The organism is Bradyrhizobium sp. CCBAU 21365 (assembly GCF_015291305.1).
Lineage (GTDB): Bacteria > Pseudomonadota > Alphaproteobacteria > Rhizobiales > Xanthobacteraceae > Bradyrhizobium > Bradyrhizobium elkanii.
Map to the genome: position 1 here is coordinate 6472188 of NZ_CP030036.1, position 24542 is coordinate 6496729.

Below are 24542 nucleotides of genomic sequence, written 5' to 3' on the forward strand. Positions count from 1 at the left end.
CGACTACTCGCCGTCGTTCGCCCCAGCGTCGACCAGCTCCTGGAGCGTCTCGGGCTTCAGCACAACGATCGCGCCATGCTCGAGCCTGACCCAACCGCGTATCGCCCACGCGCGGAGCTGCTTGTTGATGCTCTCGCGCGTCATCCCGACCATCTCGCTGATCTCCTGCTGGGTGATCGAGATGGTGCGTCCCTGCGGCTTGTGCTTGTCGCTGAGGCGCAGCAGCGCGCTGGCCAGACGGCCAGGCAAGTTCTGCAGGATCACCTGCTCGACCTGATCGCTGGTCCGGCGCAGTCTTTCGCAAAGCAGCTCGATGAACTTCATCGCAAGCGTCGGCTGGCTGCGCACGAACGGAATGAACTCGCGCCGGTCAATGACGAACAGCTCGCAATTGGTGTTGGCGGTGGCATCGGCCGTCCGCGACAAGCCGTCGAGCAGCGCGATCTCCCCGAAGATCTCGCCGGCTTCGATCAGGTTCAAGATCGCGTTGCGACCATCCGGCGACGAGATGCTGATCTTGACCGTGCCTGAGATCACCGCAATCAGGCTGGTGCCAGGATCGCCCTTGGAAAAGATCGTCGTCCCCCGCTTCAGCGTGGTGTGCTTGGCGTAGCGGCAGAGCTGATCGAATGCCTCGGGCTCGAGATCCGCGAAATAGGGGTGCTTGCGCAGCACCGACAGTTTGTTGTTCGAAAACAACGGCGCGCCGGCAGTTCGTTCTATGGGCGGCGCTCCGGTCATCGTTTTCCAGACTGATTGTGTTGCGTTCAATCGGCCCGCCAGCATAGCGGGCGCCGACAATGCCATCGATCAATGAAAGCAGCAGAAGTATAGCCCCACCGGGCCCCTACATCAACAAAAGGTCCGATCCGGCGCATTGGGATGGAGGGCATCCAAGGTACAATTTGGAATAAATCTGCGTCGATGCAACGCTCAATTGCAGGCAATGGGCTGCCCTTGATCTGACATGCCCGGCCCCGACAATCTCGCCTGGCAAAAATCCCGTCTGTGCGAGGGGTCAACACGGCCAGCTCACAGCAACTTGCCGTCTGGCCCAAAGAACGGATGCGGCCCGTCAAACTGACCGATCGGGACCTGGTGCGTGACCAATTGTCCAAAATCCGGCCCGCCAAACCACGTGTGCAGGTGAAACGCCGGCGGTTCCACCTTGAACGATGGTTCGCGGAGCTGTCCGAGGTCCAGGTCGACCGCATGGTTCGGCGCGGGGCACAATGTCACGGGAATCCCGGCGAACGAGGTCAGCATGGCACGATGAACGTGCCCGCAGCCGATCAAACGCACCCGCGGGTGACGCCTGACGATTGCTGCCAGCTCTGCGGCATTGAAAAGGTCCTGGCGGTCCATGTGCCAGATGCCGCCCTTGAACGGCGGATGATGCAGGAAAAGCAGCGCGGGCCGGTCGAGCGCTGCCGCCAGCGTCGCGTCCAGCCATTGCAGCGTCGGCGGTTCGAGCATGCCATGGGGCTTTCCGGCAACGCTTGAATCAAGCAGCAGCAAATCGAGGCCATTCACCTCGATCCGCTGGTCGAGCGGACCTGTCGCGTGAGCATAGGGCGCGCCCGGAAACGCGCCGCGCATCCACGCACGCGAGTCGTGATTGCCGGGAATTCCGGCAAACGGAACGCGCAGCGGCGCGAGCAGGCGCTTGAGATAGTCGTATTCCTCGACCGACGGCGTATCGACAAGGTCGCCCGAGATGACGACGAAATCGGGCGCCGGCTCGAATGCACTGAGCGTGGCCACGCAGCGCTCAAGCGCCTTCGCGGTATCGACCCGGCCATAAGCCAACGCTCCCGGCGGCTTGATGTGGAGGTCGGAAATCTGGGCGATGAGGACCGGTTTCGACGGCATCGATCAATCTCGTGGTTCGGAGGGGAGCAGACGGACAGCGTCGGGCGCAATCGAAAGCCCGACACGATCGCCGATCCTGGCTTGAATCGTGTTGGGAGCGTCGACATTGAGCGGCTTGCTCGATGCACCGCTCACGACGAGCCGCTGTCGGTCGCCGATGAAGCTGACGGAATCGACGATTCCCGAGAGCAAACCCGCGCCCGCCTCCGTCACGCGAATGGTTTCGGGGCGGATCATGACGGTCGCGTTCGCGGTCGTCGCTGCACCCTCGATCGGCAGTCGCCCGCCGGGCAGGATCAACACGCCGTTCTCGATCGGAGCCTCCACAATGTTCGCCGCTCCGATGAACTCCGCCACAAACCGGTCCTTCGGCGCGAAGTAGACCTCGCGCGGCGTGCCGATCTGGGCGATTGCGCCTTTCCGCATCACGACGATCCGGTCGCCCAATTCCATGGCTTCGGCCTGATCATGGGTGACATAGATCGTCGTGATCCCAAGTGCGCGCAACAGCCGGTTGAGCTCGCTCCGCAGCCGGTCCCGCAACGCGGCGTCGAGCGCGGTCAAGGGCTCGTCGAGCAGCAAGATGCCGGGCCGGATCGCGACGGCGCGCGCCAGTGCGACGCGCTGACGCTGGCCGCCCGAAAGCTGGTCGATGCGGCGATTCTCCAATCCCGTGATGTTCGTCAGAGCAACCAGTTCGGCGACGCGTGCGGCGCGCTCGCCCCTCGCAACACCGCGGATCTTCAGCCCGTAGGCGATATTGTCCGCCACCGTCATGTTGGGGAACAGGGCGTAGGACTGGAACACCATCCCGACATTGCGCCGCTCGATCGGGACCGAGGTCATGTCCTTGCCGTCGAACAGGACCTTGCCGCCGACATCCGGCAGCTCGAGGCCTGCGATGATGCGCAGCATCGTGGTCTTGCCGCAGCCGGACGGCCCAAGCAGCACCAGCGTCTCGCCGCGCGCAATGTCGAGGGTTGCGGGATCGAGCGCGCGCGTGCCGTCGGCAAAGGTCTTGCCGCAGGCCTCGATCCGCACCGCTGCGCCGTGCCCGGCCGTACTCATCGCTTGTGATCCCTGTCGGCCAGCAGCTGCATCGCGACCAGCAGCGGAATGATCATCACGAAGAAGATCAGCGTATAGGCCGACGCCACTTCGAGCCGCATCGAGGCGTAGCTGTCGGCGAGCCCGATCGGCAGTGTCTTCGTCAACGGCGTATGCAGCATCCAGGTCAGGTTGAATTCACCGAGCGACAGCGTGACCACCATCAGCGCGCCGGCGAGAATTCCCGGCAGTGCGTTCGGCACGATGACGTCGCGGAATCGCCGCCATGGCGACGCCCCGAGCGAGGCCGCTCCCTCATCCAGCGTCTTGATGTCCACGGTCGCGAACACCGCCATGACCGACCGCACCATGAACGGCATGGTGAAGATCACGTGTCCGACCAGGATGAAAAGCCAGGAACGGCGAAAGTCGCCGAAGCTGCCATAGGCGAGCAGCAGTGCAAGCGCAATCGCAAGCCCGGGGATCGCCAAAGGCAACGTGATGATCTCCTCGACGATGCGCGCAAGCCGGCCTCCCCGCGCATGCAGCGCATAGGCTGCGGGAACGCCGGCGAGCAGCGTGACGGCAAGGGTCGCGAATGCGATCACGAAGGAGAGCAGGATGGTGCCGGCATAGAGCTCCCAGACCTGCGCGACCCATTGCAGGGTCACGCCGGACTGGATGCCCCGGAAGTAATTGACGGTCACGCCGGCGGAGATCGACAGCCCTGCGGGAACCACCAGGAAGCCGGCAACGAGCAGCGTGAAGATGAACTGGCCGGCGAATATCAAGCCATTGCGCATGCGTTCACCCGGCCGCCGCGACCGCGCTGCCGCTGAACGAGCGGGCGAGCGCGAGGATGAGCCAGGTGATCAGGCCAAGTCCCACCGACAGCGCGGCCGAGGTCGCGAAATTGGCGGCCAGCGTGAACTCGGTATAGATCAGCATCGGCAGCACGTCGATATTCGTCGCCAGCGTAAACGCAGTCCCGAAGGCCCCCATCGCGGTCGCAAATGCGATCGCGCCGGACGCAACGAAGGCCGGCGCCAGCGCGGGCAGCACGACGTCACGCTGCACCGCCCAGGGGCTGGCGCCGAGCGAACGCGCGGCTTCCTCCAGACCGACATCGAGCTTTTGCACGGCCGCCATGATGGTGAGGATCACGCGCGGGATCGAGAAGTAGAGGTAGCCGAGGAACAACCCGTAGATCGAATAGGCGAAGACGAACTTCTCGCCGAAGATCCGGTTCGACAGATCGCCGATCAGCCCCTGCCGCCCCGCCAGCAGAATGATCATGAAGCCGACCACCACGCCGGGAAACGCCAGCGGAAAGGTCAGCATCGCGATCAGCACGGCCCGCCCGGGAAAGCGGTGCCGCTGCAGAAACATTCCGGCTATCGTCGCCACGATCAGCGTGACGACCGTCGTTGCCGCAGCGAGGAGCACGGTATTGATCAGCGTCGCGCGATAACGAGCTTCGGTCAGGATGGCGAGATATCCGGCGAGCCCGTGCGGTCCTTCGGCACCCGCGACCACCAGCCGCGCCATCGGCAGCAGGAAGAATGCCGTGGTCACGACCGCGAGCGGCAGCAGGCAGAGCCAAACGAAGGATTTTTGCGACATCGGAAGAATGGTGCCCCGGCGAAGGGCACCATATTGCCTCAGCGAACCTCGGCGAGATAGCGGTCGACGAAGGCTTTTTGCACGTTTTCCATCTCACCCCAGTCGACGCTCTTGGCGCGGGCATAGTCGCTGTCGGGGAGGAATTTTCCCTTCACGGAAGCCGGCAGCTCGATCGGGCGGGCCGGACGCAGATAGGCATTGGTCCAGATCGCCTGCCCCTTGTCGGACAAGAGATAGTCCATCACCTTCTTGGCCTTCTCCTTGTCGGGCGCGTTCTTCACGAGACCAACGACATAGGGAAACACCACCGATCCCTCGCAGGGAATCACAAACTCGAAGTTGCCCTTCTCCGAGTACTTCGCGCGGTAGGCATTGAAGTCGTAGTCGAACAGGATCGGCATCTCACCGGAGACGACGCGGGCATATGACGTCTGCTTGGGTACGATCGGATCGTTCTTGCGCAACTCCTTGAAGAAGCTGATCGCCGGATCGAAGTTGCCTGGTGAGCCGCCGAGCGCCAGATTGACGGCGACCGCGCCGACATAGCCGACCGCCGCCGACGACGGATCGAGATAGCCGACCATCCCCTTGTAGTCGGGCTTCAGGAGATCCTTCCAGCAGGCCGGCACCGGCTTGCCGCCGAGCGCATCCTTGTTCACGAACAAGCCGAGCGTGCCGGAGTGGATCGTGGTCCAGTAGCCATCGGGGTCCTTGAGGCCGGCCGGGACCTGATCCCAATGCGCCGGCTTGTAGGGCTCGAGCGCATCCTGGGCCTTGGCCTTCATGCCGAAGGTCACGCCGAAATAGCCGATATCACCGACCGGATTGCTCTTCTCGGCCAATATCTGGGCTAGCGCCTGGCCGGAATTCTTGTTGTCGTGCGGGATATCGTAGTTGAGATCCGCCTTGATCGCCTTCAGCATCGACGCCCAATCCGCCCATTCCGGCGGACAATTGTAGCAGATCACGTCGGCCGCCCTGGCTGATTGCCACGGCGCGATCAGCATTAGCGCCAGCAACGCAAGGACAAGGCGGACGGTCTTCATGGGAGGCTCCGATCTGGGAGACGATGCAATGAGGATTTCAACATCAACCGGGCGACCAAGTATAGGCCGCGTATGAATGTTTTGCGACCCGCTTGCTGCCGTGCAGCAAATGCAACGGCTCCGATGCCGACTATCGGGTGCTCGCGGCAACCACTGGTTTCGCGCTAGGCTGCCGGCCAGAAGAGGAAGCCCATGTACCAGCCGCCCGGCGTCAAGACATCGCCCGATCTTCCCGTCCCAGACCTGATGACAGCCTGGGTCCTTGGTGACCCCGATCAGCTCCTGCTTCGCGAAAAGCCGACGCCGGTCCCGTCGCGTGCCGAGGTGCTGGTGCGCATCGACGCGGTTGCGATCTGCGCCACCGATCTCGAAATTATCCATGCCGGGTCGCCAGCAAGCATTCAGGGCGGCCTGCCCTTCAACAAGAACTTTACGCCGGGCCACGAGTACATGGGCACGGTCGCCGCGCTCGGGCCTGAAGTCGACGAGTTCAGGATCGGCGAGCGGATCAGCGTCGAAATCCACGCCGGCTGCGGCCAATGCAAACGCTGCCGCCAGGGCATGTACACGTCATGCCTCAACTATGGAAAGCCGGAAAAGGGCCACCGCGCCAACGGCTTTACGACCGACGGCGGATTCGCGGAGTACGCAGTCAACCACATCAATACGCTGGCGCGCGTCCCGGATAGCATGAGCGACGCGGAGGCGACGCTCGTGGTGACCGCGGGCACGTCGATGTACGGCTTGACGGAATTGGGGGGATTGGTGGCGGGCGAGAGCGTCGTGGTGATCGGCCCGGGGCCGATCGGACTTCTCGCAGTTGCCGTGGCCAAGGCGCTTGGCGCAAGCCCGGTGATTCTGACCGGCACGCGCAACAAGCGGCTGGCGATCGGCCAGGAACCGGGGGCCGACCGCGTCATCAACATCAACGACGAAGACGCCGTTGCGGTCGTGAAGCAACTAACAGGGGGGATCGGCGCGGACTATGTCGTCGAATGTGCAGGCACCGAAGCGACACTCAACCAGGCCATTCACATGACCAATCGTGGCGGCAAGATCTGTCTGGCCGCCTTCCCGCACGAGGCCGCGACGCTGGACATCGCGCATCTCGTGCGAAACAACATCTACGCTTACGGGATTCGCGGCGAGGGCCGCAGCGCCACTCGCCGCGCCATGGAATTGATGGCAGCGAAGCGGTTCGACGCGACACGAATCCACACGCATACGTTTCCGCTGGCCGACCTGCCGACGGCGCTCAGATATGCGCGGGATCGCGTGGATGACGCGATCAAGGTCGTCGTCACCACTCGCAAGGCCGGCGCGATCGCGCGCGCTGCGGAGTAAGGTCCGTTCGCGCCGGCAGGAACCGGAAAGCCGGCTCACACCGAGCAATATCGTTCCTTGATCTCGTCGTCGGCCAGCAGGGCCTGCGCCGACGCCTGGTGCACCACCGCCCCCTGATCAAGGACGTAGGCACGATCGGCGATGCCAAGCGCGAGCTCGACGTTTTGCTCGACCAGCAGCACCGTCGTTCCCTGCGCCTTCATGTTGCGGAATAGCTCGAACATCTCGTCGACCAGGACCGGCATGATGCCCTCCGAAGACTCATCCAGCATGATCAGGTCGGGCTTTGCGATCATCGCCCGCGCGATCGCCAGCATCTGCTGCTCGCCGCCGGACATCGTGACCGCCTCCTGGTCCATGCGCTCGGCCAGCCGTGGGAATACTCCTGCGATCTCGTCAATCAGCTCGGCTTCCCGCTTCTTCGCTGGCGACGCCACCAGCCCGAGCCGCAAATTTTCCCGGACCGACAATCCCTGCACAATCCGCCGCTCTTCGGGAACATAGGCAAGTCCGAGCGCGAAGCGCACATGCGGTGGCCGGCTCAGCAGCTCCTCGCCCTTGAAGGTCACCGAGCCGCGCGTTCGTCCCATCAACCCCATGATCGATTTCAGCGTCGTCGTCTTGCCGGCTCCATTGCGACCGATTAGGCAGACGATCTCGCCTTTGGTCACCTCGAGCGTGACGTCCTGCAGCGCGTGACTTGCGCCGTACCAGGCATTGAGCTTGCTGATCTGCAGCATCCGTCAATGCTCCCGCTGGCCGAGATAGACCCGTTTCACCGCCTCGTTCTGCCGGACCTCCTGCGGCGTTCCTTCTGCGAGAAGTTCTCCGTGGTGCAGCACGAGGATGCGATCACTGATCCCGAGCACCAGCTTCATCTTGTGCTCGACGAGGATGACCGTACGCTCCTTTGCGAGCTTCACGATCAGATCCATCATGGTCCGGGTTTCCTCCGGGCTCATGCCGGCCGTCGGCTCGTCCAGCAACAGCAACCGGGGTTGGCTGGCAAGCGCCATGCCGATTTCCAGCGCCCGCTGCTCGCCATGGGCCAGCGTCTTGGCGGCACGTTCGCGAGATTCCCACAATCCGACCAGGGCCAGCAGTTCGTCCGCTCGCTCGACGAGCTCGGTCAGGCGCGCGCGGGGACGCCAGATGTCGTATCTCGACACCAGCGCCTGCAGACCGACGCGGATGTTTTCACGGGTCGTGAGCTGCGGAAACACGCTGGTGATCTGAAAGGACTTTGCGATCCCCATATGCGCAAAGCGGTGCTGCGGTAGGCCGGTGACATCCTTGCCCTCGAATTCAACGCTGCCTTTGGTGGGCGCAAGCGCGCCGCACAGCAGATTGAAATAGGTGCTCTTACCGGCCCCGTTCGGACCAATAATGGAGGTGATCGCTCCTCTCGAAAACTCCGCCGAGATATTGTTTAGCGCGACAAACTTCCCGAACGTCTTGCCGACGCCCCTGGTGCGCAGAATGATTTCTTTGGTTTGGTCTTCCGCGGCACTCATCGCCTGCCTCGCGCGATCAGCGTGCCCCAGATGCCGGCAGGGAAGAACAGCACGCATGCAATGAAAATGGCGCCAACGATCAGTTGCCAGTGAACGGTCCACACCGAGACCACATTCTCCAGGACCAGGAACACCGCGGCGCCGATCATCGGCCCGAAGAACGTCCCCATACCACCCAGCAATGCGATCATCACGACCAGGCCCGACGTCTCGTAGTGCAGGATCTCAATCGGAACGATCGACAGATGCAGCGCCTGCAAAGCTCCCGCGAGACCGCAGAAGCCGCCAGACAAAACGAAGGTCAGCAATCGGGTCTTGGTGACGTCATAGCCTGACGCGCGCGCGCGTATCTCATTCTCCCGCACGGCCTCAATGACGGCGCCAAATGGCGAGGCCAGAATGCGCGACATCACGAAAAATGCGGCAATCACGAAGGCCGCGATGACATAGTAACGGATCATCGGATTGATGAAGTCGAGCCGCAAGCCGAACAGATCGATGGTGCGGACATTGATGCCGCGGAGGCCGTTTTCGCCGCCAGTGAGGTCAACCGCTTGATAGAAGAGGTAGTAGATACATTGCGACAGCGCCATCGTCACCATCGCGAAGTAGATGCCGCGGGTCCTGATCGCGAGTACGCCAATCAACGATGCCATCAAGAGGCCGCCGGCGATCCCGGCCGCGATGGCCGCATACCATGGCCAGCCAAAATGCACGATGGCGATGCCGCAGAGGTAGGCACCGGTTCCGAACAGCGCCGCGTGACCAAACGACAGCAGGCCGAGATAACCAAAGACGAGGTTGAAGCCGACGGCATACAATCCATAGATCAGGATGTTCACCGCGAGGGCCGTGAACGGCATCACCAACGGGAAAATCAGGATCACCGCGGCCACAATGCTGGCGCGATGCCGCGTTGCGAATTCGTACCAACTGCCCGTCGTGGCACGAGGCTGTTTGATGGATTCGGTGGCTTCGGTCATCCCTGGCTCTCAGCTCATCAATCCGGCGCGGCCGAAGAAACCCTGGGGACGGACGATCAGGACGATCGCCATCAGGGCAAAGATCGAAACCTTGGCCATCTCGGGTGCAAACAGCGAAGTCATGCTGACCACCACACCGACGAGAAGGCCCGCCAGTACGGCGCCACCGATCGAACCCATGCCTCCTACGACCGTCACCACGAAAGCCTCGGCGAGAATCGTGCCGCCCATCTCGGGAATGACGCCTTGAAGCGGGGCAGCCAGCAGCCCGGCAAAGCCCGCAATCGCGGTGCCTATCCCGAACACGATCAACCAGACCCTGGAAACGTCGACCCCAAGAACGCGGACGATTTGCGGATCGCGCGCGCCAGCGCGGATAATGAGTCCGAAGCTGGTTTTTTCCAGGAACAGCCAGAGCGCCAACAAGACGACGGCCGTCGCGCCGATCACGAACAGGCGGTAGAGCGGAAAATATCCGACACCGATGTTGACAGCCCCCTGCAGAAGCTCGGGCGTATCGAAGGGATAACCAGTCTTGCCGAAGGCAATGCGCACGCATTCGACCATGACGTAGCTCAGCCCGAAGGTCAGCAGTAGCGGATAATCGATGCCGCGGCCGTAAAGCGGCCGGATCAGCACGCGCTCGACGGCAAGGCCGAACAGCCCGATCAGGAGTGGTACCGCCAGCAAGCAGAGCCAGAAATTGCCGCCGATCGAAATCAGGTACAGCCCGACATAGGCGCCGACCATGTAGAACGCGCCATGGGCGAAGTTGACGACGGTCAACATCCCGAAGATCAGCGAGAGGCCGATCGCAAACAGCACGTAGATCGCGCCGAGCGCCAGCCCGGCGAATAATTGCAATGCAATCAGGTCAAAGCTCAGGCCCGCCATTTGTCCCCCTCAGCACGGTGCGCGCCGCCCCGCGGTGCGCGCCGGCGCATGGCTCAACTCTTGTGGCCAAGCGCGTCGCAGGTACGCAGGTTCTTCTCGTCAGGCTCTTCGGTCGATAGAACCTCGAACACATCCGACTCGTTCTTCATGTCCTTGGACTTCGACTTGATCACGAGCACCGATTGCACCGACTGGTGATCGCATTTGCGATAGTATTGCTGCCCCTTGTAGTAGTCGTATTTCAGAGCCTCCAACGACGCGACGACCTTGTCGGTCTCCACGCTGCCCGCGCCCTTGACCGCCTCAAGCACCGTCCGAACACCGCCATAGCCGAGCGCGCCGTAGTCGGTAGGCAACTTGCCGTCATACATCTTGCGGAATGCGTCGTTGAACGCCTTGGTCGAGGCGAACTTGTCCTCGATGCCCCAGAAGAACGAGCAGCCGCCGACGACGCCTTCGAATGCCTGAGGGCCCGCCGCAACGCGACTGGCATGCGACAGCAGCGGCGCGATGATCTGGATCGATTTCTTGATGCCGAAGTCGGTTGCCTGTTTCAGTGCGATTTGCTGGTCCCGGCCAAAATTGCTGATGCATAGAATATCGGGCTTCAGCGCCTGGAGACGCGGCAGCAGGGTCGAGAAATCAGTCGTCCCGAGTGGATGGCGGATGTCACCGAGATTCTCGATGTTGAATTGCTTGCCGACCTCGAGAAAGCCACGAACCATCTCGTGACCGTAAGCATAATCCGCCGTGAGAAACGCAACCTTCTTGCCGAATTTGGTGAAGGCGTAGCGACCGACCGCCCCTGACGTCATATGCGGGTTCAGCGCTTCGTGGAACGTGTATTTGCTGAAATCTGCCGCCTCGTTGATGGCGTCGGACTGGCTGATCGAATTGAAGATGACGCCGCGCTCCTTGGTGACGTTGTTGATCGCGAGCTGAACCGCCGCGGACAGACTGCCGACGACGAAATTCACCTTCTCCTTCTCGACCAATTCCAGGGTCCGCGTCGCCGCCTCGCCGGGATTCAGCTTGTCGTCGCGCACCACGAGCTCGGCCTTGCGGCCGTTCAGACCGCCGGCATAATTGAACTGGGCCACAGCGAGCTGACCCGCCCGCACCTGGTCCTGGGCCTCGGCGCCGTATGGACCGGTCAAAGGAACCGGGAAGCCGATCTTGATCGGCGCTTCCTCAGCCTGAAGCAGATTGATGCGAAAAGGCGAGACGGCGAGAACGGCGCCGGCGCTTGCCGTCGTCAGCAGACGACGCCGTGATATCGATCCAGCTTTGGTGACCTTCTTCGTCATGACTATTCCTCCCCAAGAACTGTCTGCGTTTTGCTTATCGTATTATCGTTGCCCGGAACGTCTCCGCTCAGATCCGTCCCAAGGCGGTCAGGATAACCTGAGGCGTGAGTGGAATCTCGGTAATTGTTGCGCCAAACGGCCGGAGCGCGTCATTGACCGCGTTGGCAACCGCAGCTGCCGCGCCGGCCGTCCCCGCCTCCCCTGCCCCTTTGGCTCCCAGCTCCGATTCCTGCGTCGGAGACACCACGTGGCCGATCTCGATATCGGGCATCTCGCCGGACATCGGGACGAGATAGTCCGCCATATTGGCATTGGTCAGCTGACCGCGTTCATCGTAGATGCACTTCTCGAACAGCGCCGCGCCGAGTCCCTGAACGACCCCGCCCCGGATCTGCTCGTCAACCAGTTGCGGGTTGATGATAGTGCCGCAGTCTTCGACAACCCAATGCTTCAGCAGCTTAACGAACCCGGTCTCGGTATCGACCTCGAGCCATGAGGCTTGAACGCCGTTGGTGAACGCAAAGGGGTATTGACGCGGAACGAAATGCCGGGTCGCCATCAATTCGGGCTGGATGCCGGGAGGCAGGGTGTCCGGCCGAAAATAGACGATCCGCGCAAGCTCGTGCAGTTCGATGCGCGGCGCGCCGTCGGCGGCGTTGACGATGCCGTTGTCGACGATATCGAGCTCGGCCGGCGTCGATTGCAGGATGGCCGCGGCGACGTTCAGAATATTCTCTCGCAGGGCCTTGGCTGCCTGCAATGCAGCTTCGCCGCCGATGCCGGCACCGCGCGAGGCCCAGGTGCCACCGCCATAGGGCGTGTTGTCGGTGTCCCCCAGGATGACGCGAACGCGCTCCATCGAAACGCCAAGCACGCTGCCGACGATCTGGGCAGTCAACGATTCCGACCCTTGCCCCTGTTCCGTGATGCTGGTCTGGCAGATCACCGACCCTTGCGCGTCGAGCCGGACCGCAACGCCATCCTGCGAGGAGATTTTCGCGCCGCCCACGCCGTAGAAGGCAGCGCTGGGATTGGTCACCTCGATGAAGCTCGCGATTCCGATGCCTCGATGGACGTTTCTGGCGCGCCAGGCCGCTTGCTCAGCGCGCAACGCGTCGTAATCCATCATCTGAAGCAGCTTGGTCAACGAAGCGTGATGCGAGAGCTGCTCGAACTTCATGCCCGAGGGTGATGCACACGGATAGGCATCGTCGGCGATCAGATTGCGCCGCCGGATTTCGACGGGGTCCATGCCGATCTTCGCTGCCGCCAGATCGACCAGGCCTTCGGTGACCGAACAGGCGATCGGGTGTCCGACCGCCCGGTACTGGCACATCATGTTCTTGTTCTGGAAGACGACGCGCGCCCGTGCCCGATAGTTCGCCGTGACATAGGGTCCACCGACCAGATTGACCACCTGATTTGCCTCGATGGCGCTGGTGCGCGGATACATCGAATACGGGCCGATCCCCGTCAGATCGTCGATCTCGAAGGCTGTGATCGTACCGTCCGGCCTGACGCCGATCCGTCCCCTGCAACGATGATCGCGGGCGTGGATGTCCGTGTTGAAACTCTCGACGCGGTCCGCCACGAACTTGACCGGCCGGCGCAACAGCTTGGACAGCGCGTAGGTCGCCATTTCGTCGGCGTAGATGTGGACCTTGATGCCGAACGAGCCGCCGACATCCTTGCAGACCACCCGGACCTGCGCTTCCCTTAACCCAAGATGCAGCGCTGCGATGTTCTGCACCATGTGGGGCGCCTGCGTGCCCTGATAGATCGTGAGCCGTGCCTCGGCCGCATTCCAATCGGCAACGACGGCCCGCGGTTCAAGTGTCACGCCGGTGTGGCGCCCGAATACGAAGTCGGCCTCGACGAGTTCGGACCCCGACAATGCATGATCGACGTCGCCGGCGTCGAGCGTCCGCTCAAAGGCAAGATTGTCGCCGAGCGCGGCATGAATGACAGGAGCTGCCGGATCGAGCGCAGCTCGCATGTCCGTCACCGCCTCGAGCTCCTCGTAGTCGACTGAAATATGCTCCATGGCATCTTCGGCTGCAGCACGGCTGGTCGCCACAATCGCTGCAACGGCTTCGCCCTGCCAGCACACGCGGTCGACCGCGATCGCGTGCTGCGGCGCCGACTTCAGTCCCTTCAGGTGCGAGAGCACTCCGACCCACGGCGTGATGACCGCTTCAAGTTCACGGCCTGTGACGATGGAAATTACACGCGGCATCCGCGTCGCCGCGTCGGCGTCGATCGCTGCGATTTTGGCGTGGGCGTGTGGCGACCGTAGAAAAACCACGTGCGCCATCCGCGGCAGTTCGAGATCACTGACATATTGGCCGCGCCCCTGCAGCAACCTGTCGAGGTTCGGCCGCGGCACGGTCTTGCCGATGTAGGAATTCGGGCGATCAAGCACCGAAAGCGTGTCTGCTGGCGCCCGCGTCACCGTCATACGCCCCGCTCCGCGCGCATCTTGGCTGTCGCCTCCACCGCATCCACGATGGCCTGATAGCCTGTGCAGCGGCAATAGTTGCCGGAAAGATGCTCGCGGATTGCTCGACGATCAGGCACGGACACGTGCTTCAGCAGGTCCTGCGCCGTTATCAGCATCCCAGGCGTGCAATAGCCACACTGCAATGCATTGCGCTCGCGAAATGCCGCCTGAAGATCGGCTATTTCACCGCTGTCAGACAGCCCCTCGATTGTCTCAACTGACGCCCCCTGCGCCTGGACTGTCAGCATCAGACAGGAGCGAACGATCTCGCCATCGAGCCGGACTGTGCAGGCACCACAAACGCCGTGCTCGCACCCAACGTGGGTTCCGGTCAGCTTGAGATTTTCCCGAAGGAAATCAGCAAGATTGAGCCGCGGCAAGACGAATGCGTCGATGGGTTCGCCGTTGACCAGAAGCGAGACCGGTACCGGAGCCTTCACTTGCCGACTCCCGTTTCCAGTTCTGGCCGTGCCAGCAATGCTGCCACGCAGCGCCGGAGCAAGACCGTTGCGAGGTGTCGACGCATGGCCGCGGTCGCCTGCTGGTCCTCCTGTGGATCGAGTTCATCGGCCAGTGCGGTCGCCGCCTCCGCGAGCAACGCGGGAGTTACCGTGGCATCGATCAGCTTGCCGGCGGCCGCCGCGAACAACGGGCGATCGCCAACAGCAAAGAAGCCGAGCCGAAGAGCTGAGAACCTGCCGGCCGCAACTACCGCACGGGCGGCGAGGCCAACAACAGCGTAGTCGCCATGCCGCCGGGCATACTCCTGAAAGAAAAATGTCGAGCCTTGGCCTGCGATCGGCACCTCGACCGCGACAAGCAACTCGTCCGGCAACAGCGCCGTTTCGTAGATTCCCCTGAAAAACTCCGTCGCAGCAATCCGGCGCTCGCCGGCCGAGCCCCGAACAACGATGGTGGCGTCAAGCGCCACAACACAGGCCGGCAGCTCCGAGGCAGGATCGGCGTGAGCAAGGCTACCGCCGATCGTTCCGCGATTGCGAATCGCGGGATGGGCAACGTGGGCAACGGCATCGCGCAACAGCCGCGCGTGCAGTGCAACCTCCGGCGATCCGAGCAGATCGACGTGCCGGGTCAGCGCACCAACGATAAGCACGTCTCCCCTCACGGTGATGCCGCGCAACTCGGCGAGGCCACCGATATCGACCAGAATATCCGGGGACAGGAGCCGCAGGTTCATCGCCGGCATCAGGCTCTGACCTCCCGACAGAACCTTCGCCTTGTCGCCGTGCATGGCGAGCAGCTCCAGCGCATTCACGACGCTGGTCGCGCGGGCGTAGGCGAAAGCCGCAGCTTTCATGTGGGCGTGGCCTCCCGGGCCCAATTTTGGTTTGCCCGATTAGAGGGCCGCCCTCTTCAAAGGTCAAGCTTGTTTATCGAGTGATTATTTGTGCGGCAGGGCTTGTCTTGGCCTCGGGAAGGACGCAGGTTCCTTGCCAACCAAAGTTCAAATCGCGGGGAGGCGGATCATGAAGCTCGGTTTTTTTACGATGCCGATCCATCCTCTCGACAAGGATTGGCGGCAATCGCTCCGGGAGGATCGTGAGGCTTTTCTGCTCGCGGATGAGCTCGGGTTCACCGAGGCGTATGTCGGCGAGCACGTCACCGACAAGGCCGAGAACATCACCTCCAGCATCGCTTTCATTGCCTGGCTCGCAGCCGCAACCAAGCAGATCAAGCTTGGAACCGGCACCATCAACATGCCAAACACGCATCCGGCAGCAGTCGCAGCGGCCGTCGCCATGCTCGATCACATGCTTGATGGCCGCTTCATCCTTGGAATCAGTCCTGGTGGATTGCTGTCGGACGCGGAGGTTTTCGGCAATCTCGATGCCGACCGCAATGCGATGTTCCTCGAAGCCATCAATCAGGTTCTTGATATGTGGGCTGGTAAGCCGCCCTATGACTTGCAGGGCAAATATTGGAACATCTCTGTCAAAAGGACTCTGATCGAGGACATCGGCCAGGGAATCGTCGCTCGCCCCTTGCAGGCCCCTCACCCACCAATTGTGGTGACCGCGGTTGCGCCATTCTCAAAGGGCGTCACGGAGGCGGCGGCGCGCGGCTGGGATCCGATTTCGGCGAACTTCCTGATGCCTGCCTGGGTGAAGAGCCACTGGCCGAAATATGTCGAGGGTTGTGCGCGCGTGAACCGGGCAGCCGAGCCAGCCAATTGGCGGGTCGCCAAGAGCGTGTTCGTGGCACAGGATGCAGAAACCGCGAAGGCCTATGCCACGTCGCCCGATAGTCCCTACGTGTATTATTATCACCAGTTGTTCACGAAGCTGAAGCGCAGTGGCCGGCTCGAATTGTTCAAGACGCGACGGGATCAACCCGACGCTGAGGTTACACTGGAGTCGATCTGCGACAAATTGATCATCTACGGCACGCCCGAAAGCGTGGCTGACCAGTTGCTGGCGTTCCAGGAAGAGATTGGCACCTTCGGAACCCTGCTTTACGCCGGCAAGGACTGGAAAGATCGCGAGCTTGGCCGTCAATCGATGATCCTGATGGCCGACAAGGTCCTGCCGCGGATCAATGCCGCTGCCGGATCATCGACGTGAAGGAGGTTCGACATGGCCCTTACTGATCGCATTCCGTACCAGGCGCAGGTCGATCGCCCGAAATTGACATTGCCTGACGGCAAGAAGCTTGCCGTGTGGGTCATCCTCAATGTCGAGGAATGGCGCATCGAGAACGCGATGCCGCGCACCGTGCTGAGCCCGCCAATGGGGCAGCCCCTGCTGCCCGACGTACCGAACTGGTCGTGGCACGAATACGGCATGCGCGCCGGCTTCTGGCGGCAGTTCAAAGCTTTCACCGATCGAAAGATACCGGTGACGCTGGCTGCGAACGCCAATGTCTGCAACAGCTATCCGCGTGTGGCGTCTGCGGCGCGCGAGGCGGGCTTCGAATTCATGGGACATGGGTTTGTGCAGGGCCCGATGCACAAGGTCGAGAACCAGGCGGACGCAATCAAACGCGCGGTCGACACGATTGCTGGATTTACCGGCAAGCCGCCGCGATCATGGGAAAGCCCGGGCCTGACCGAAACCGAAGAAACGCTCGATCTCCTGCGCCTCAACGGGATCGAATACGTGGCCGATTGGGTGATCGACGATCTCCCCCAGGACATCGCCACGCCGCACGGCACCGTGACGACGATTCCCTATTCGGTCGAGACCAACGACATTGTCATTCACGCGCTGCAACACCTTCCTTCGGAACAGTTCCTGACGCGCTGCACTGACCAGTTCGACCGGTTGTACCTCGAGGGCGCAGAGAACGCGCGGATCATGGCCATCTCGGTGCATCCCTACATCACGGGTGTACCGCATCGTATCAAGTACCTTGAGGCCCTGCTCGAGTACGTCATCGGCCATGACGGCGTCGCCCTCATGACGGCAAGCGAGATCGGCGATTGGTATCGGGGTCAGATGGCGACAACGTAGCGCGACTCAGCCGACGACCTTGATCGGCGCCCGTCGACGATCGGTCGCACTCTCGGCCATCCTCTCAAATCCCGCAAGGAAGATATCCAGCGCGTCACTGATCATCTGCGCCTTGTCCTCGAGGACAGGCGCCTCGTAAATGTACTTGCGTACGCCATAATAGAAGATGCCGCCGTGAAACACCCAGGCCAGCTCGAGTTCTGCGGCGCTGGGCCTGCCTTGCGTCGCGAGGCCGGCGTCGTGGCGGCATTCCCTGAGAATGCGCGTCAGGATCTTGTCCTTGACCATGCCAACATACCAGCGATTGATATCGAGGCCCTTGAGGCCGGAGTAGAGATAGATCCGGAGCCATCTTCGGTTGAAGATCGCGTCGGTATAGATTTCGTAAAATTCCTGGAGCCGCACGCGGAGCGGACGTGACCGATCCGAGAGCAACTTCTCCCAGCCGATTTCAAGCGGTTCGAGATACACCTTGCGGTAGACCTCCTTGATGAGATCGTCCTTGCTCGGAAAGTAGCGGTAAAGCAGCGGCTGCGTTACTCCGAGCTTGTGAGCAAGGGCACGCGTGCCGCCGCCAAATCCCTCCTCCGCAAATAGCTCGGTTGCCTTGGTAACGAATTCACTGCGACGATCGACAGCTGATAGTCGCCTCTGCTTGGCACGAACGCGCTTGACGGGCGTCTTTCGATTCATGATGTCTTGTCACCACCGTCGGCCAGGAACCGGCCAAAACCTCCGCGCGCGAACAACAGCGGATTGTTCCGGTTATAGGCGTAGGCTTCCACCGCGCCCAGGAAAATGACGTGATCCCCGCCATAGTAGCGGTTGGCGGCACGGCATTGGAAATTCGCGACCACATCGGCAAGCACGGGAGCATTCCCGAGACCCGGCGTCCAGCTCACGCCCGCGAACTTGTCACCCGACGATCTGGCAAACTGCATCGCCAGCGCCTGCTGCGACGCGTCCAGAACGTTGACCGTGAAATGGCTGGCATTCTGGAAGATCGGCAGCCCCTGCGAAAACATGCCCAGGCTCCACAACACCAGTGGCGGGTTAAGCGACACCGATGCAAAGGAATTGCAAGTAATTCCATACGGCCGTCCTTCAGCCGCCATCGCAGTGACTATCGTCACACCTGTTGCGAATGTGCCGAGCGCATTGCGGAAATCACGGGGATCGATCGCCGAACTATCGCTTGCGAGCTCACTGGCGGGATCCAGCGGATGTTTGGGTAAGTCGGACATCCGGCTAACCTCAAAGCGTCAGGTTTTCAGACGGCAGCCCGAGAGCCACCCGCCCGTAATTGGTGCCCGCCGCGTCGAAATTGAACGCGAGATGCGAATTCACCGCATGCGCGTCGCGGAATTGGCGCTGCAACGCTCCCGAGGTAAACAGGCTGCGTGCGCCGCCCGCCGCAAATAGAAGAGATACCGCCTCGGTGCACAAATTGACCGCGAACGCACCGTCGCGCCGGAGCTTCGTCTTCGCTGCAATGCCCGGAATGTCGCCACGCCGGACCTCCGCAAGCGCCTCAACGCAGTTCGTGCGCATGATCAGCCGCGCGGCATCTATTTTCGCCGACGCCTCGGCGATCTTGATCTGCGTGCTTTGCAGATCCCCGATCTTGGCCCGGTTATATGTCGATACGCGGTGTCGCGCGATCTCGACATAGTCATCAAGGCAAGCCTGCGCATTTCCCAAACCAACCCCGGACAACACATAGGGAAACAACGAAAAGACCGGAAGCATGTAGAGCGCATTCGGATTGACGATACTGCCCGGTGTCGCACCTCCCGCAAGATCGCTGACGGCAACCGTCATATGCTCGGGAACGAAGGCGTCGGTTACCCGCACGTCGTTCGACCCCGTCCCGCGCAAACCAGCCGCATTCCAGGTGTCGTCGATGCTGTAGTCCCGCCTGTTCAACAGGAATAGCCGATACTCGACACCATCGGCCTCATCATCCGAGGCGACCACGCTGGCGAGCATGTTCCATCCGCAGGATTCCACCCCGGAGGAAAACGGCCAATGACCGCTCAGAACATATCCGCCACCTACCTTCCTCGCACGACCTGCCGGGAAGACGAAGGAAGACGCGATCAGCGCATCCGGATCCTCTCCCCACACCGCGCTCTGCGCTTCGGGGGCGAACATACCCAGCATCCAGTGGTGACTTGCAAGGTTGGCAAAATTCCAGGAGACCGAGGCGTCTCCCTGCCCGAGGGCATCGGCGCAGTCGACCAGCGCAACATAGTCGAGCTCGCTGCCTCCGACGCGCTTGGGCTGCAGGATCCGGAAAAGGCCGCTATCGAGCAAATCCCGCTCGGTCTCCGGCGGCAATCGGCGCAGCTCTTCGGTCCGTGATGCCCGTTCGCGCAAGGCCGGAACAAGCGCCTTGGCTCGTGCGACCATGACCGAATAACGATCCATATCCGGGCCTGGCTGTAGCTTCGTGTCGAGCCCGCGGTCAACCTCAACCATGGTCTCTTCCTTCGTTCGATCTCCAAGACATTTGCACGTGCGATCGAGCCGTCAACTCAGTTTATCGACCGATCACCAAGACGCGCAAGCCTGCATTTAGCGAAATCAGCGCTCAGGATCCACGACTGCTGCCGAGCGCCCATTTTGAGAGAACGCTTCGATCGATGCTTCGTTTGCGCTGGACTGGCCATTCTAGCACTCCCGTGGCCAAGATTCGATCCCGCTAGCGACGGCATCGAAAGTGCTACCTACTGGCCGGAAAAAGGAAAAAAATGGCCCCGTCGGTTCGGCTAGGGACCTCTAGGGGGACGAATTGTTCGCAACAACTCGGATCCGCGCGCCGCAGTTATTTTCCGAGCGTCGTCCTATGCCTAACCAAACGGCTCCGAGAAACCCCGTGGCGATTACTGTGGCGAACGCTTTGAACGCATAGCTTTGCGCCTGCTCCGCGTTCCCGCGCCATCGTCGGAGATGTTGAAATCAGCGCAGCTTTCGTCGGTCCCCTTCCTCGAAACCGAATGAGGTCAAGACGGTCGCAATGGTCTTGACTACAGTGGCGTCGATTTCGCTTCGGCGCACCCGATCTTGCTCGATCAACGTTTCCATCACGATTGCTCGACGTCTGCTTCATGTATCGATAGTCACCGTCGGGTGGGCGAGATGGCAAAGACAAGCCCGCCGCGGATTGCTCCGCGCGGGCTCAATAATTTCTGATTTTCGGATTACGCCCCTGAGTTGCCCGACCGGTCAAACCCTCTTTTCGGGTTGAATGCGATTGGTAAAATGCGATGCGTCGGCTTCGACGGTGAGAAACCGCCTTGAACGAAAGTTTGCGCATTGATCCGAAATCGCAACGCGAGCCGGCGCCAAGCGCCTATGCTTGCTGCGATGATGTCAGTGTGCCGCTGAGTTGCCCGACGCGTCAAGCGGACAGCTCACAATGTTTGGATCGACATCAATACAGTTTTGGCTCGCGTCGGTCGAACTGACCCGCGCCGCATTTGATTGCAAGGAGGAAGCGTCGATGTATTTCGTTGCTGCCGTGCTCGCGGTCCTGTCCGGCCTGTTCTACGCCGCGGGCCATCATCAGATCGGCTCTCTCGGTGCCACTATGTGCCAGTATGGCGGCATCTTCTGCGATAGTCCGATGCTCGTTCTTGTCGGTGCAGGATTTGCAGCAGCGTGGGGCATGCTGGTTAGCGTTCGCTGATCATCCCGCGATATTTCCGACAATGATTTTGTGCCGCTGATTTGCCCGACGAGTCAATTCCTGCGCCCTGCCGCGGGATGCGATCCCACGAACGCCCGCACCTATTGCGGCGTGCCCGGATTTGCCGGATGAGCGGGCTTTGGGCCGGGTGGAACAGGCTCGATCGGTGCCTTGGGCTCGGTCGGTATGACCTTTGCGCCAGCGGCTCGCGCCGCCTCGCCGGTCGTTGAGTAGTTAGCCGAAGCGGCCGGCTGCACGTTCGGCTTGTTCCACGGGCCGTGATCCACGATCAGCATACCGAGCACGCCGAGGATCGCAACCACGGCCGCCACCAACAGCGGCGTGCCACCATGCCGATTTCGATGCTTGACCGAACCGCCATCCGCAATGCCATGCGCCTGCATAGTCATCATCGTCTCCTCCACGGAAACAAGCCGCGACCCGCGCGTAAGTTTCCGGTTCCTCGACGTGAAAGCGAGGCATATTCGGTGGAACCAATCCACCGCTGCGGAATTTCTGAGATATGTGGCCGCCACCGCCGTCCAAAACGTGCGGAAAGCAAAGGGGGGGCGGTCACCCGACGTCGGTCATCTGGCCTTCAATGAAATTGCGGCACGCACATGAGCTCCGAAATACCCGAGTCCCCGCTTCAGCCCACACTCGGTGAACGAGCGATCGACACCGCGACGGACGTTTCGCGTACGATCACGGAGGTGTCGGATGGACTTCGAGCGGCCGCCGACCGCCTCAGCGATGCCATCGCGACTTCGCGCCGACCGGGCGGAGCCCTGGCCACCGTGAGTGCGGTCACGCGCGAAGCGCCGCTCGCAAGCCTGTTCGTCGCGTTTCTGCTCGGCGTCGCCGTCGCGCGCCGGCGATAAAGCGTCGATGGGACCGCGAAAGCCGTTCTAGAACTTGCCCTTCGTCGCGTCCTTGGTCACCGACATCACGCTACCGCTGATCTGCCGCATGTGTTCGCCGGCATTGGTGAACTGGCTTCGCAGGAATTCCGACTGGATTCGCATCGCCTCCTGCAGATCCGTTGCGTGCACGAGCTTGCGCGCATGCTCGAACGCCGCCTTCATGTTCTGCTCGGTGAACGACAGCGCTTGTTTGGATATCTCGGTACCGGCGCCCGGCATCGACGTCATCGACTTGCTCGCGGCATCAAAGAACAGGCTAAAGGCCTGTTCGGCCTGGTCGATGGTCTTTTCCGCGAGATCGCGCAACTCGGCGGGAACTTCAAGCTTCGGCTCAATCATGATCGCGCCCCTGAAATAAGCGTCTGGCGAGGTTAGCATAGATTGTGACGGCGTCAGCGCCGGATCGCGAGCTATGAAGACCCCACCCGCTCCGCCCAATTGAGGAAAAATTACCTAGCCGCGCCCGACAGCCGATTCCAATCATGTCAGCACTGTGGCATATTGATTCGGCTTCTTCGTCGGTCGCGTTCGCGTCTCTGGGGAATAAGGGGATCCGATGCTGCGCGCCGTTCGTCCAACACCGACCTGCACCCGGTTCAAAACCAGCATAGAGATGCCGTGCATGAAGTGCGGCACGCAAATGCGGCTTGCCTTGATCGAGCCGCGCGACCAGGTCTACGACGTGCTGACCTATCAGTGCACGCCTTGCAATTCCGGTGAAAGCTTCCTGAACGCGCGCTAGGCCGGGCGCCCGTTCAGTCGCTCAGCACCGCGGCTCCCGCCTCCGTCAGCCCGGGTTCGTCGTCATGCAGTTCGATCAGACCGAGCTCAGCGAGGACGTGCAGATCCTCATCGCTGGCCGGTGACAATTTGAGCCTGCCAGCTTGGATATCCCGCAAGGTCCAGCGCAAGCCGATCGCGCGCTCGAGTGAAAATTCCGCGAATGGATTAATTGCCATCCGCCTCGACTAGTGCGGCATTTGGATCAGACTTTGTCGTTGCCGCGGCGGCTTCATGGACACCACAGATTGATGGCGGCTGGCGCGATCGGGGGCGCACAATGCCTCGATCGCGCCGGCGCTTCATGCATCGCTCGCAGCGGCTCAGTAGCGGTAAGGATCGATATCGAGAAGCGGGAATGCGCTGAACACGCTCGGCGGATTGGTCGGCATCGCCGGATGCAGGAAGGACTTGTCCAGTTCGGCAAAGCTGGTGACGCCGAGCAGACCGAGGCAGCGGATCACCTCATCCTCGAGCAGTTCAAGCATCCGGACAATGCCGGCCTCGCCGGCCGCGGCGAGCGCCCAGCACTGCAGGCGGCCGATGCCGACAAGATCAGCGCCCGAAATGACAGCCTTCACAATGTCGGTGCCGCGGCAGAACGAGCCGTCGACCATGATCTTGGCACGCCCGGCGACCGCCTGAACGATCTCGGGCAGGACATGCATGGACCCACGGCCATGGTCGAGCTGTCGGCCACCATGATTTGAGACGTAGATCCAGTCGACCCCGTGGTCGAGAGCGATCTTGGCGTCTTCGGCGGTGGCGATCCCCTTGAGGATAAGTGGAATCTTGAACTTGTCCTTGATCAACTTCACCGTTCGCCATTCCAGCCCCTTCTGGAAATCGCCGCCGGTGGCGCGGATGCGGCTCTCGCGGACATAGCGCTTGGCTATGTCGCGCTCGCGCCGGCTGTAATGGGCGGTGTCGACGGTGAGGCAGAACGCGGCGTAACCGTTGTCGATGCTGCGGCTGACCACATCCTCGACAAAGGCATCGTCGCCGCGCACATAGAGCTGGAAGATGCGAAGCGCGTCCGGTGCCGCCTTGGCGGTGTTCTCCAGCCCGGGCTCGGACACCGAACTCAGCATGTGCGCCGCGCCGAACGTTCCCGCTCCGCGCGCGACGGCCGCGCCCGCATCCGGATCGAAGATCTCGAGCGCGCCGACCGGGGCGATCATCACGGGAAGCCGGAGCTTGCGTCCGAATACCTTGGTAGAAGGATCGACGTTGATGACGTTGCGCAGGACGCGCGGCCGGAACGCGATCTCGTCGAGGGCCATTCTGTTGCGGCGCATCGTGGTCTCGGTCTCCGAGGCGCCGACGATGTAGTCCCAGGCGTTCTGATTCAGCTTGGCACGGGCCTTTCGCGCGAATTCGTGCAGGTTCTGGAATTCCTCGCCGCTGGCGCCGAGTTCGACATTGCGCGCCTGTCGAATGGGGGTCCCGTCATTCATGGTGTTTCTTCTCCCGATTTGGCCGGCACATTAGCCGCAGACAAACCGGAAAAGCTACCACCTTGAGCCACGAATCCGGCCAGCGAAGGCC

27 protein-coding genes are annotated in these 24542 nt (G+C 61.8%); 6 read left to right on the forward strand and 21 right to left on the reverse strand.

Going from position 1 to position 24542, the window contains the following annotated elements; genetic code table 11:
* Nucleotides 1–3: 3 nt before the first annotated feature.
* The 6 genes from XI02_RS30505 to XI02_RS30530 all read right to left on the reverse strand — a co-directional run bounded on the left by XI02_RS30505 (nt 4) and on the right by XI02_RS30530 (nt 5588).
* Entirely contained in the window at nt 4–741 is a 738-nt protein-coding gene (locus XI02_RS30505) for a Crp/Fnr family transcriptional regulator (protein ID WP_050999379.1), read from the reverse strand.
* 291 nt (nt 742–1032) lie between these two features.
* Nucleotides 1033–1872, reverse strand: a complete 840-nt coding sequence (locus XI02_RS30510; protein WP_172647547.1) for a phosphodiesterase — start codon at nt 1870–1872, stop codon at nt 1033–1035.
* A 3-nt stretch (nt 1873–1875) separates the two neighbouring features.
* Entirely contained in the window at nt 1876–2940 is a 1065-nt protein-coding gene (locus XI02_RS30515) for an ABC transporter ATP-binding protein (RefSeq protein ID WP_172647546.1), read from the reverse strand.
* Entirely contained in the window at nt 2937–3722 is a 786-nt protein-coding gene (locus XI02_RS30520; protein ID WP_069275427.1) for an ABC transporter permease, read from the reverse strand. The genes XI02_RS30515 and XI02_RS30520 overlap by 4 nt, the downstream gene beginning before the upstream one ends.
* A 4-nt stretch (nt 3723–3726) precedes the next feature.
* Entirely contained in the window at nt 3727–4542 is an 816-nt protein-coding gene (locus tag XI02_RS30525; RefSeq protein ID WP_018272804.1) for an ABC transporter permease, read from the reverse strand.
* Between the two features lie 38 nt (nt 4543–4580).
* Nucleotides 4581–5588: an ABC transporter substrate-binding protein gene (locus XI02_RS30530; protein ID WP_172647545.1), complete on the reverse strand. Its 1008-nt coding sequence runs from the start codon at nt 5586–5588 to the stop codon at nt 4581–4583.
* A 330-nt stretch (nt 5589–5918) separates the two neighbouring features.
* Here XI02_RS30530 and XI02_RS30535 point away from each other — a divergent pair, with 330 nt between their 5' ends.
* On the forward strand, nt 5919–6932 hold the full coding sequence (locus XI02_RS30535; RefSeq protein ID WP_244981078.1) for a zinc-binding dehydrogenase: 1014 nt from the start codon (nt 5919–5921) through the stop codon (nt 6930–6932).
* A 35-nt stretch (nt 6933–6967) separates the two neighbouring features.
* Here XI02_RS30535 and XI02_RS30540 read toward each other — a convergent pair whose 3' ends face one another.
* The 8 genes from XI02_RS30540 to XI02_RS30575 all read right to left on the reverse strand — a co-directional run bounded on the left by XI02_RS30540 (nt 6968) and on the right by XI02_RS30575 (nt 15448).
* Nucleotides 6968–7672: an ABC transporter ATP-binding protein gene (locus XI02_RS30540; protein WP_172647543.1), complete on the reverse strand. Its 705-nt coding sequence runs from the start codon at nt 7670–7672 to the stop codon at nt 6968–6970.
* Nucleotides 7673–7675: 3 nt separating this feature from the next.
* Nucleotides 7676–8446 carry an ABC transporter ATP-binding protein gene (locus XI02_RS30545; RefSeq protein WP_038379173.1) on the reverse strand — a complete coding sequence of 257 codons (771 nt, stop codon included), beginning with the start codon at nt 8444–8446 and terminating at the stop codon, nt 7676–7678.
* Nucleotides 8443–9429, reverse strand: a complete 987-nt coding sequence (locus XI02_RS30550; protein WP_172647542.1) for a branched-chain amino acid ABC transporter permease — start codon at nt 9427–9429, stop codon at nt 8443–8445. The genes XI02_RS30545 and XI02_RS30550 overlap by 4 nt, the downstream gene beginning before the upstream one ends.
* A gap of 9 nt (nt 9430–9438) precedes the next feature.
* Nucleotides 9439–10323: a branched-chain amino acid ABC transporter permease gene (locus XI02_RS30555; protein WP_038377831.1), complete on the reverse strand. Its 885-nt coding sequence runs from the start codon at nt 10321–10323 to the stop codon at nt 9439–9441.
* A 53-nt stretch (nt 10324–10376) separates the two neighbouring features.
* Nucleotides 10377–11630, reverse strand: coding sequence for an ABC transporter substrate-binding protein (locus XI02_RS30560; RefSeq protein ID WP_172647541.1), 1254 nt, complete (start codon nt 11628–11630; stop codon nt 10377–10379).
* Between the two features lie 67 nt (nt 11631–11697).
* Nucleotides 11698–14088, reverse strand: a complete 2391-nt coding sequence (locus tag XI02_RS30565; RefSeq protein WP_172647540.1) for a xanthine dehydrogenase family protein molybdopterin-binding subunit — start codon at nt 14086–14088, stop codon at nt 11698–11700.
* Nucleotides 14085–14570, reverse strand: coding sequence for a (2Fe-2S)-binding protein (locus tag XI02_RS30570; RefSeq protein WP_172647539.1), 486 nt, complete (start codon nt 14568–14570; stop codon nt 14085–14087). The genes XI02_RS30565 and XI02_RS30570 overlap by 4 nt, the downstream gene beginning before the upstream one ends.
* Nucleotides 14567–15448 (reverse strand): xanthine dehydrogenase family protein subunit M, encoded by an 882-nt coding sequence (locus XI02_RS30575; protein ID WP_172647538.1) that lies wholly within the window; start codon nt 15446–15448, stop codon nt 14567–14569. Before XI02_RS30575 ends, XI02_RS30570 begins: the two co-directional genes overlap by 4 nt.
* Nucleotides 15449–15617: 169 nt before the next feature.
* Here XI02_RS30575 and XI02_RS30580 point away from each other — a divergent pair, with 169 nt between their 5' ends.
* Both XI02_RS30580 and XI02_RS30585 read left to right on the forward strand, forming a co-directional pair.
* Nucleotides 15618–16712 carry an LLM class flavin-dependent oxidoreductase gene (locus XI02_RS30580; protein ID WP_172649130.1) on the forward strand — a complete coding sequence of 365 codons (1095 nt, stop codon included), beginning with the start codon at nt 15618–15620 and terminating at the stop codon, nt 16710–16712.
* Between the two features lie 12 nt (nt 16713–16724).
* Nucleotides 16725–17600, forward strand: coding sequence for a polysaccharide deacetylase family protein (locus XI02_RS30585; protein ID WP_016843851.1), 876 nt, complete (start codon nt 16725–16727; stop codon nt 17598–17600).
* Between the two features lie 6 nt (nt 17601–17606).
* Here XI02_RS30585 and XI02_RS30590 read toward each other — a convergent pair whose 3' ends face one another.
* From XI02_RS30590 to XI02_RS30600, 3 genes are read right to left on the reverse strand one after another with little or no spacing between them, the layout of a single operon-like run.
* On the reverse strand, nt 17607–18293 hold the full coding sequence (locus XI02_RS30590; protein ID WP_018272811.1) for a TetR/AcrR family transcriptional regulator: 687 nt from the start codon (nt 18291–18293) through the stop codon (nt 17607–17609).
* The gene (locus tag XI02_RS30595; RefSeq protein WP_026193078.1) at nt 18290–18844 is read right to left on the reverse strand and encodes a flavin reductase family protein; all 555 of its coding nucleotides are present in this window, start codon (nt 18842–18844) and stop codon (nt 18290–18292) included. Before XI02_RS30595 ends, XI02_RS30590 begins: the two co-directional genes overlap by 4 nt.
* 10 nt (nt 18845–18854) lie before the next feature.
* The gene (locus tag XI02_RS30600) at nt 18855–20030 is read right to left on the reverse strand and encodes an acyl-CoA dehydrogenase family protein (protein WP_370143892.1); all 1176 of its coding nucleotides are present in this window, start codon (nt 20028–20030) and stop codon (nt 18855–18857) included.
* Between the two features lie 991 nt (nt 20031–21021).
* Between XI02_RS30600 and XI02_RS30605 the strand changes: the two genes are divergently transcribed.
* Nucleotides 21022–21291 (forward strand): hypothetical protein, encoded by a 270-nt coding sequence (locus XI02_RS30605; RefSeq protein WP_370143033.1) that lies wholly within the window; start codon nt 21022–21024, stop codon nt 21289–21291.
* 101 nt (nt 21292–21392) lie between these two features.
* Here XI02_RS30605 and XI02_RS30610 read toward each other — a convergent pair whose 3' ends face one another.
* Entirely contained in the window at nt 21393–21695 is a 303-nt protein-coding gene (locus XI02_RS30610) for a hypothetical protein (RefSeq protein ID WP_018272815.1), read from the reverse strand.
* Nucleotides 21696–21911: 216 nt separating this feature from the next.
* Here XI02_RS30610 and XI02_RS30615 point away from each other — a divergent pair, with 216 nt between their 5' ends.
* Nucleotides 21912–22172 (forward strand): hypothetical protein, encoded by a 261-nt coding sequence (locus XI02_RS30615; RefSeq protein ID WP_018272816.1) that lies wholly within the window; start codon nt 21912–21914, stop codon nt 22170–22172.
* Between the two features lie 27 nt (nt 22173–22199).
* Here the strand turns inward: XI02_RS30615 and XI02_RS30620 are convergent, their stop codons facing one another.
* On the reverse strand, nt 22200–22553 hold the full coding sequence (locus tag XI02_RS30620) for a phasin (protein WP_038379157.1): 354 nt from the start codon (nt 22551–22553) through the stop codon (nt 22200–22202).
* A 217-nt stretch (nt 22554–22770) separates the two neighbouring features.
* On the opposite strand from XI02_RS30620, the gene XI02_RS30625 reads away from it, so the two are divergent.
* Entirely contained in the window at nt 22771–22956 is a 186-nt protein-coding gene (locus XI02_RS30625) for a hypothetical protein (RefSeq protein ID WP_018272817.1), read from the forward strand.
* A gap of 13 nt (nt 22957–22969) precedes the next feature.
* Here the strand turns inward: XI02_RS30625 and XI02_RS30630 are convergent, their stop codons facing one another.
* Together XI02_RS30630 and XI02_RS30635 are read right to left on the reverse strand one after the other, a co-directional pair.
* Nucleotides 22970–23125, reverse strand: coding sequence for a hypothetical protein (locus XI02_RS30630; protein ID WP_311988762.1), 156 nt, complete (start codon nt 23123–23125; stop codon nt 22970–22972).
* Between the two features lie 192 nt (nt 23126–23317).
* Nucleotides 23318–24451: an alpha-hydroxy acid oxidase gene (locus tag XI02_RS30635; protein WP_018272819.1), complete on the reverse strand. Its 1134-nt coding sequence runs from the start codon at nt 24449–24451 to the stop codon at nt 23318–23320.
* Nucleotides 24452–24542 lie beyond the last annotated feature (91 nt).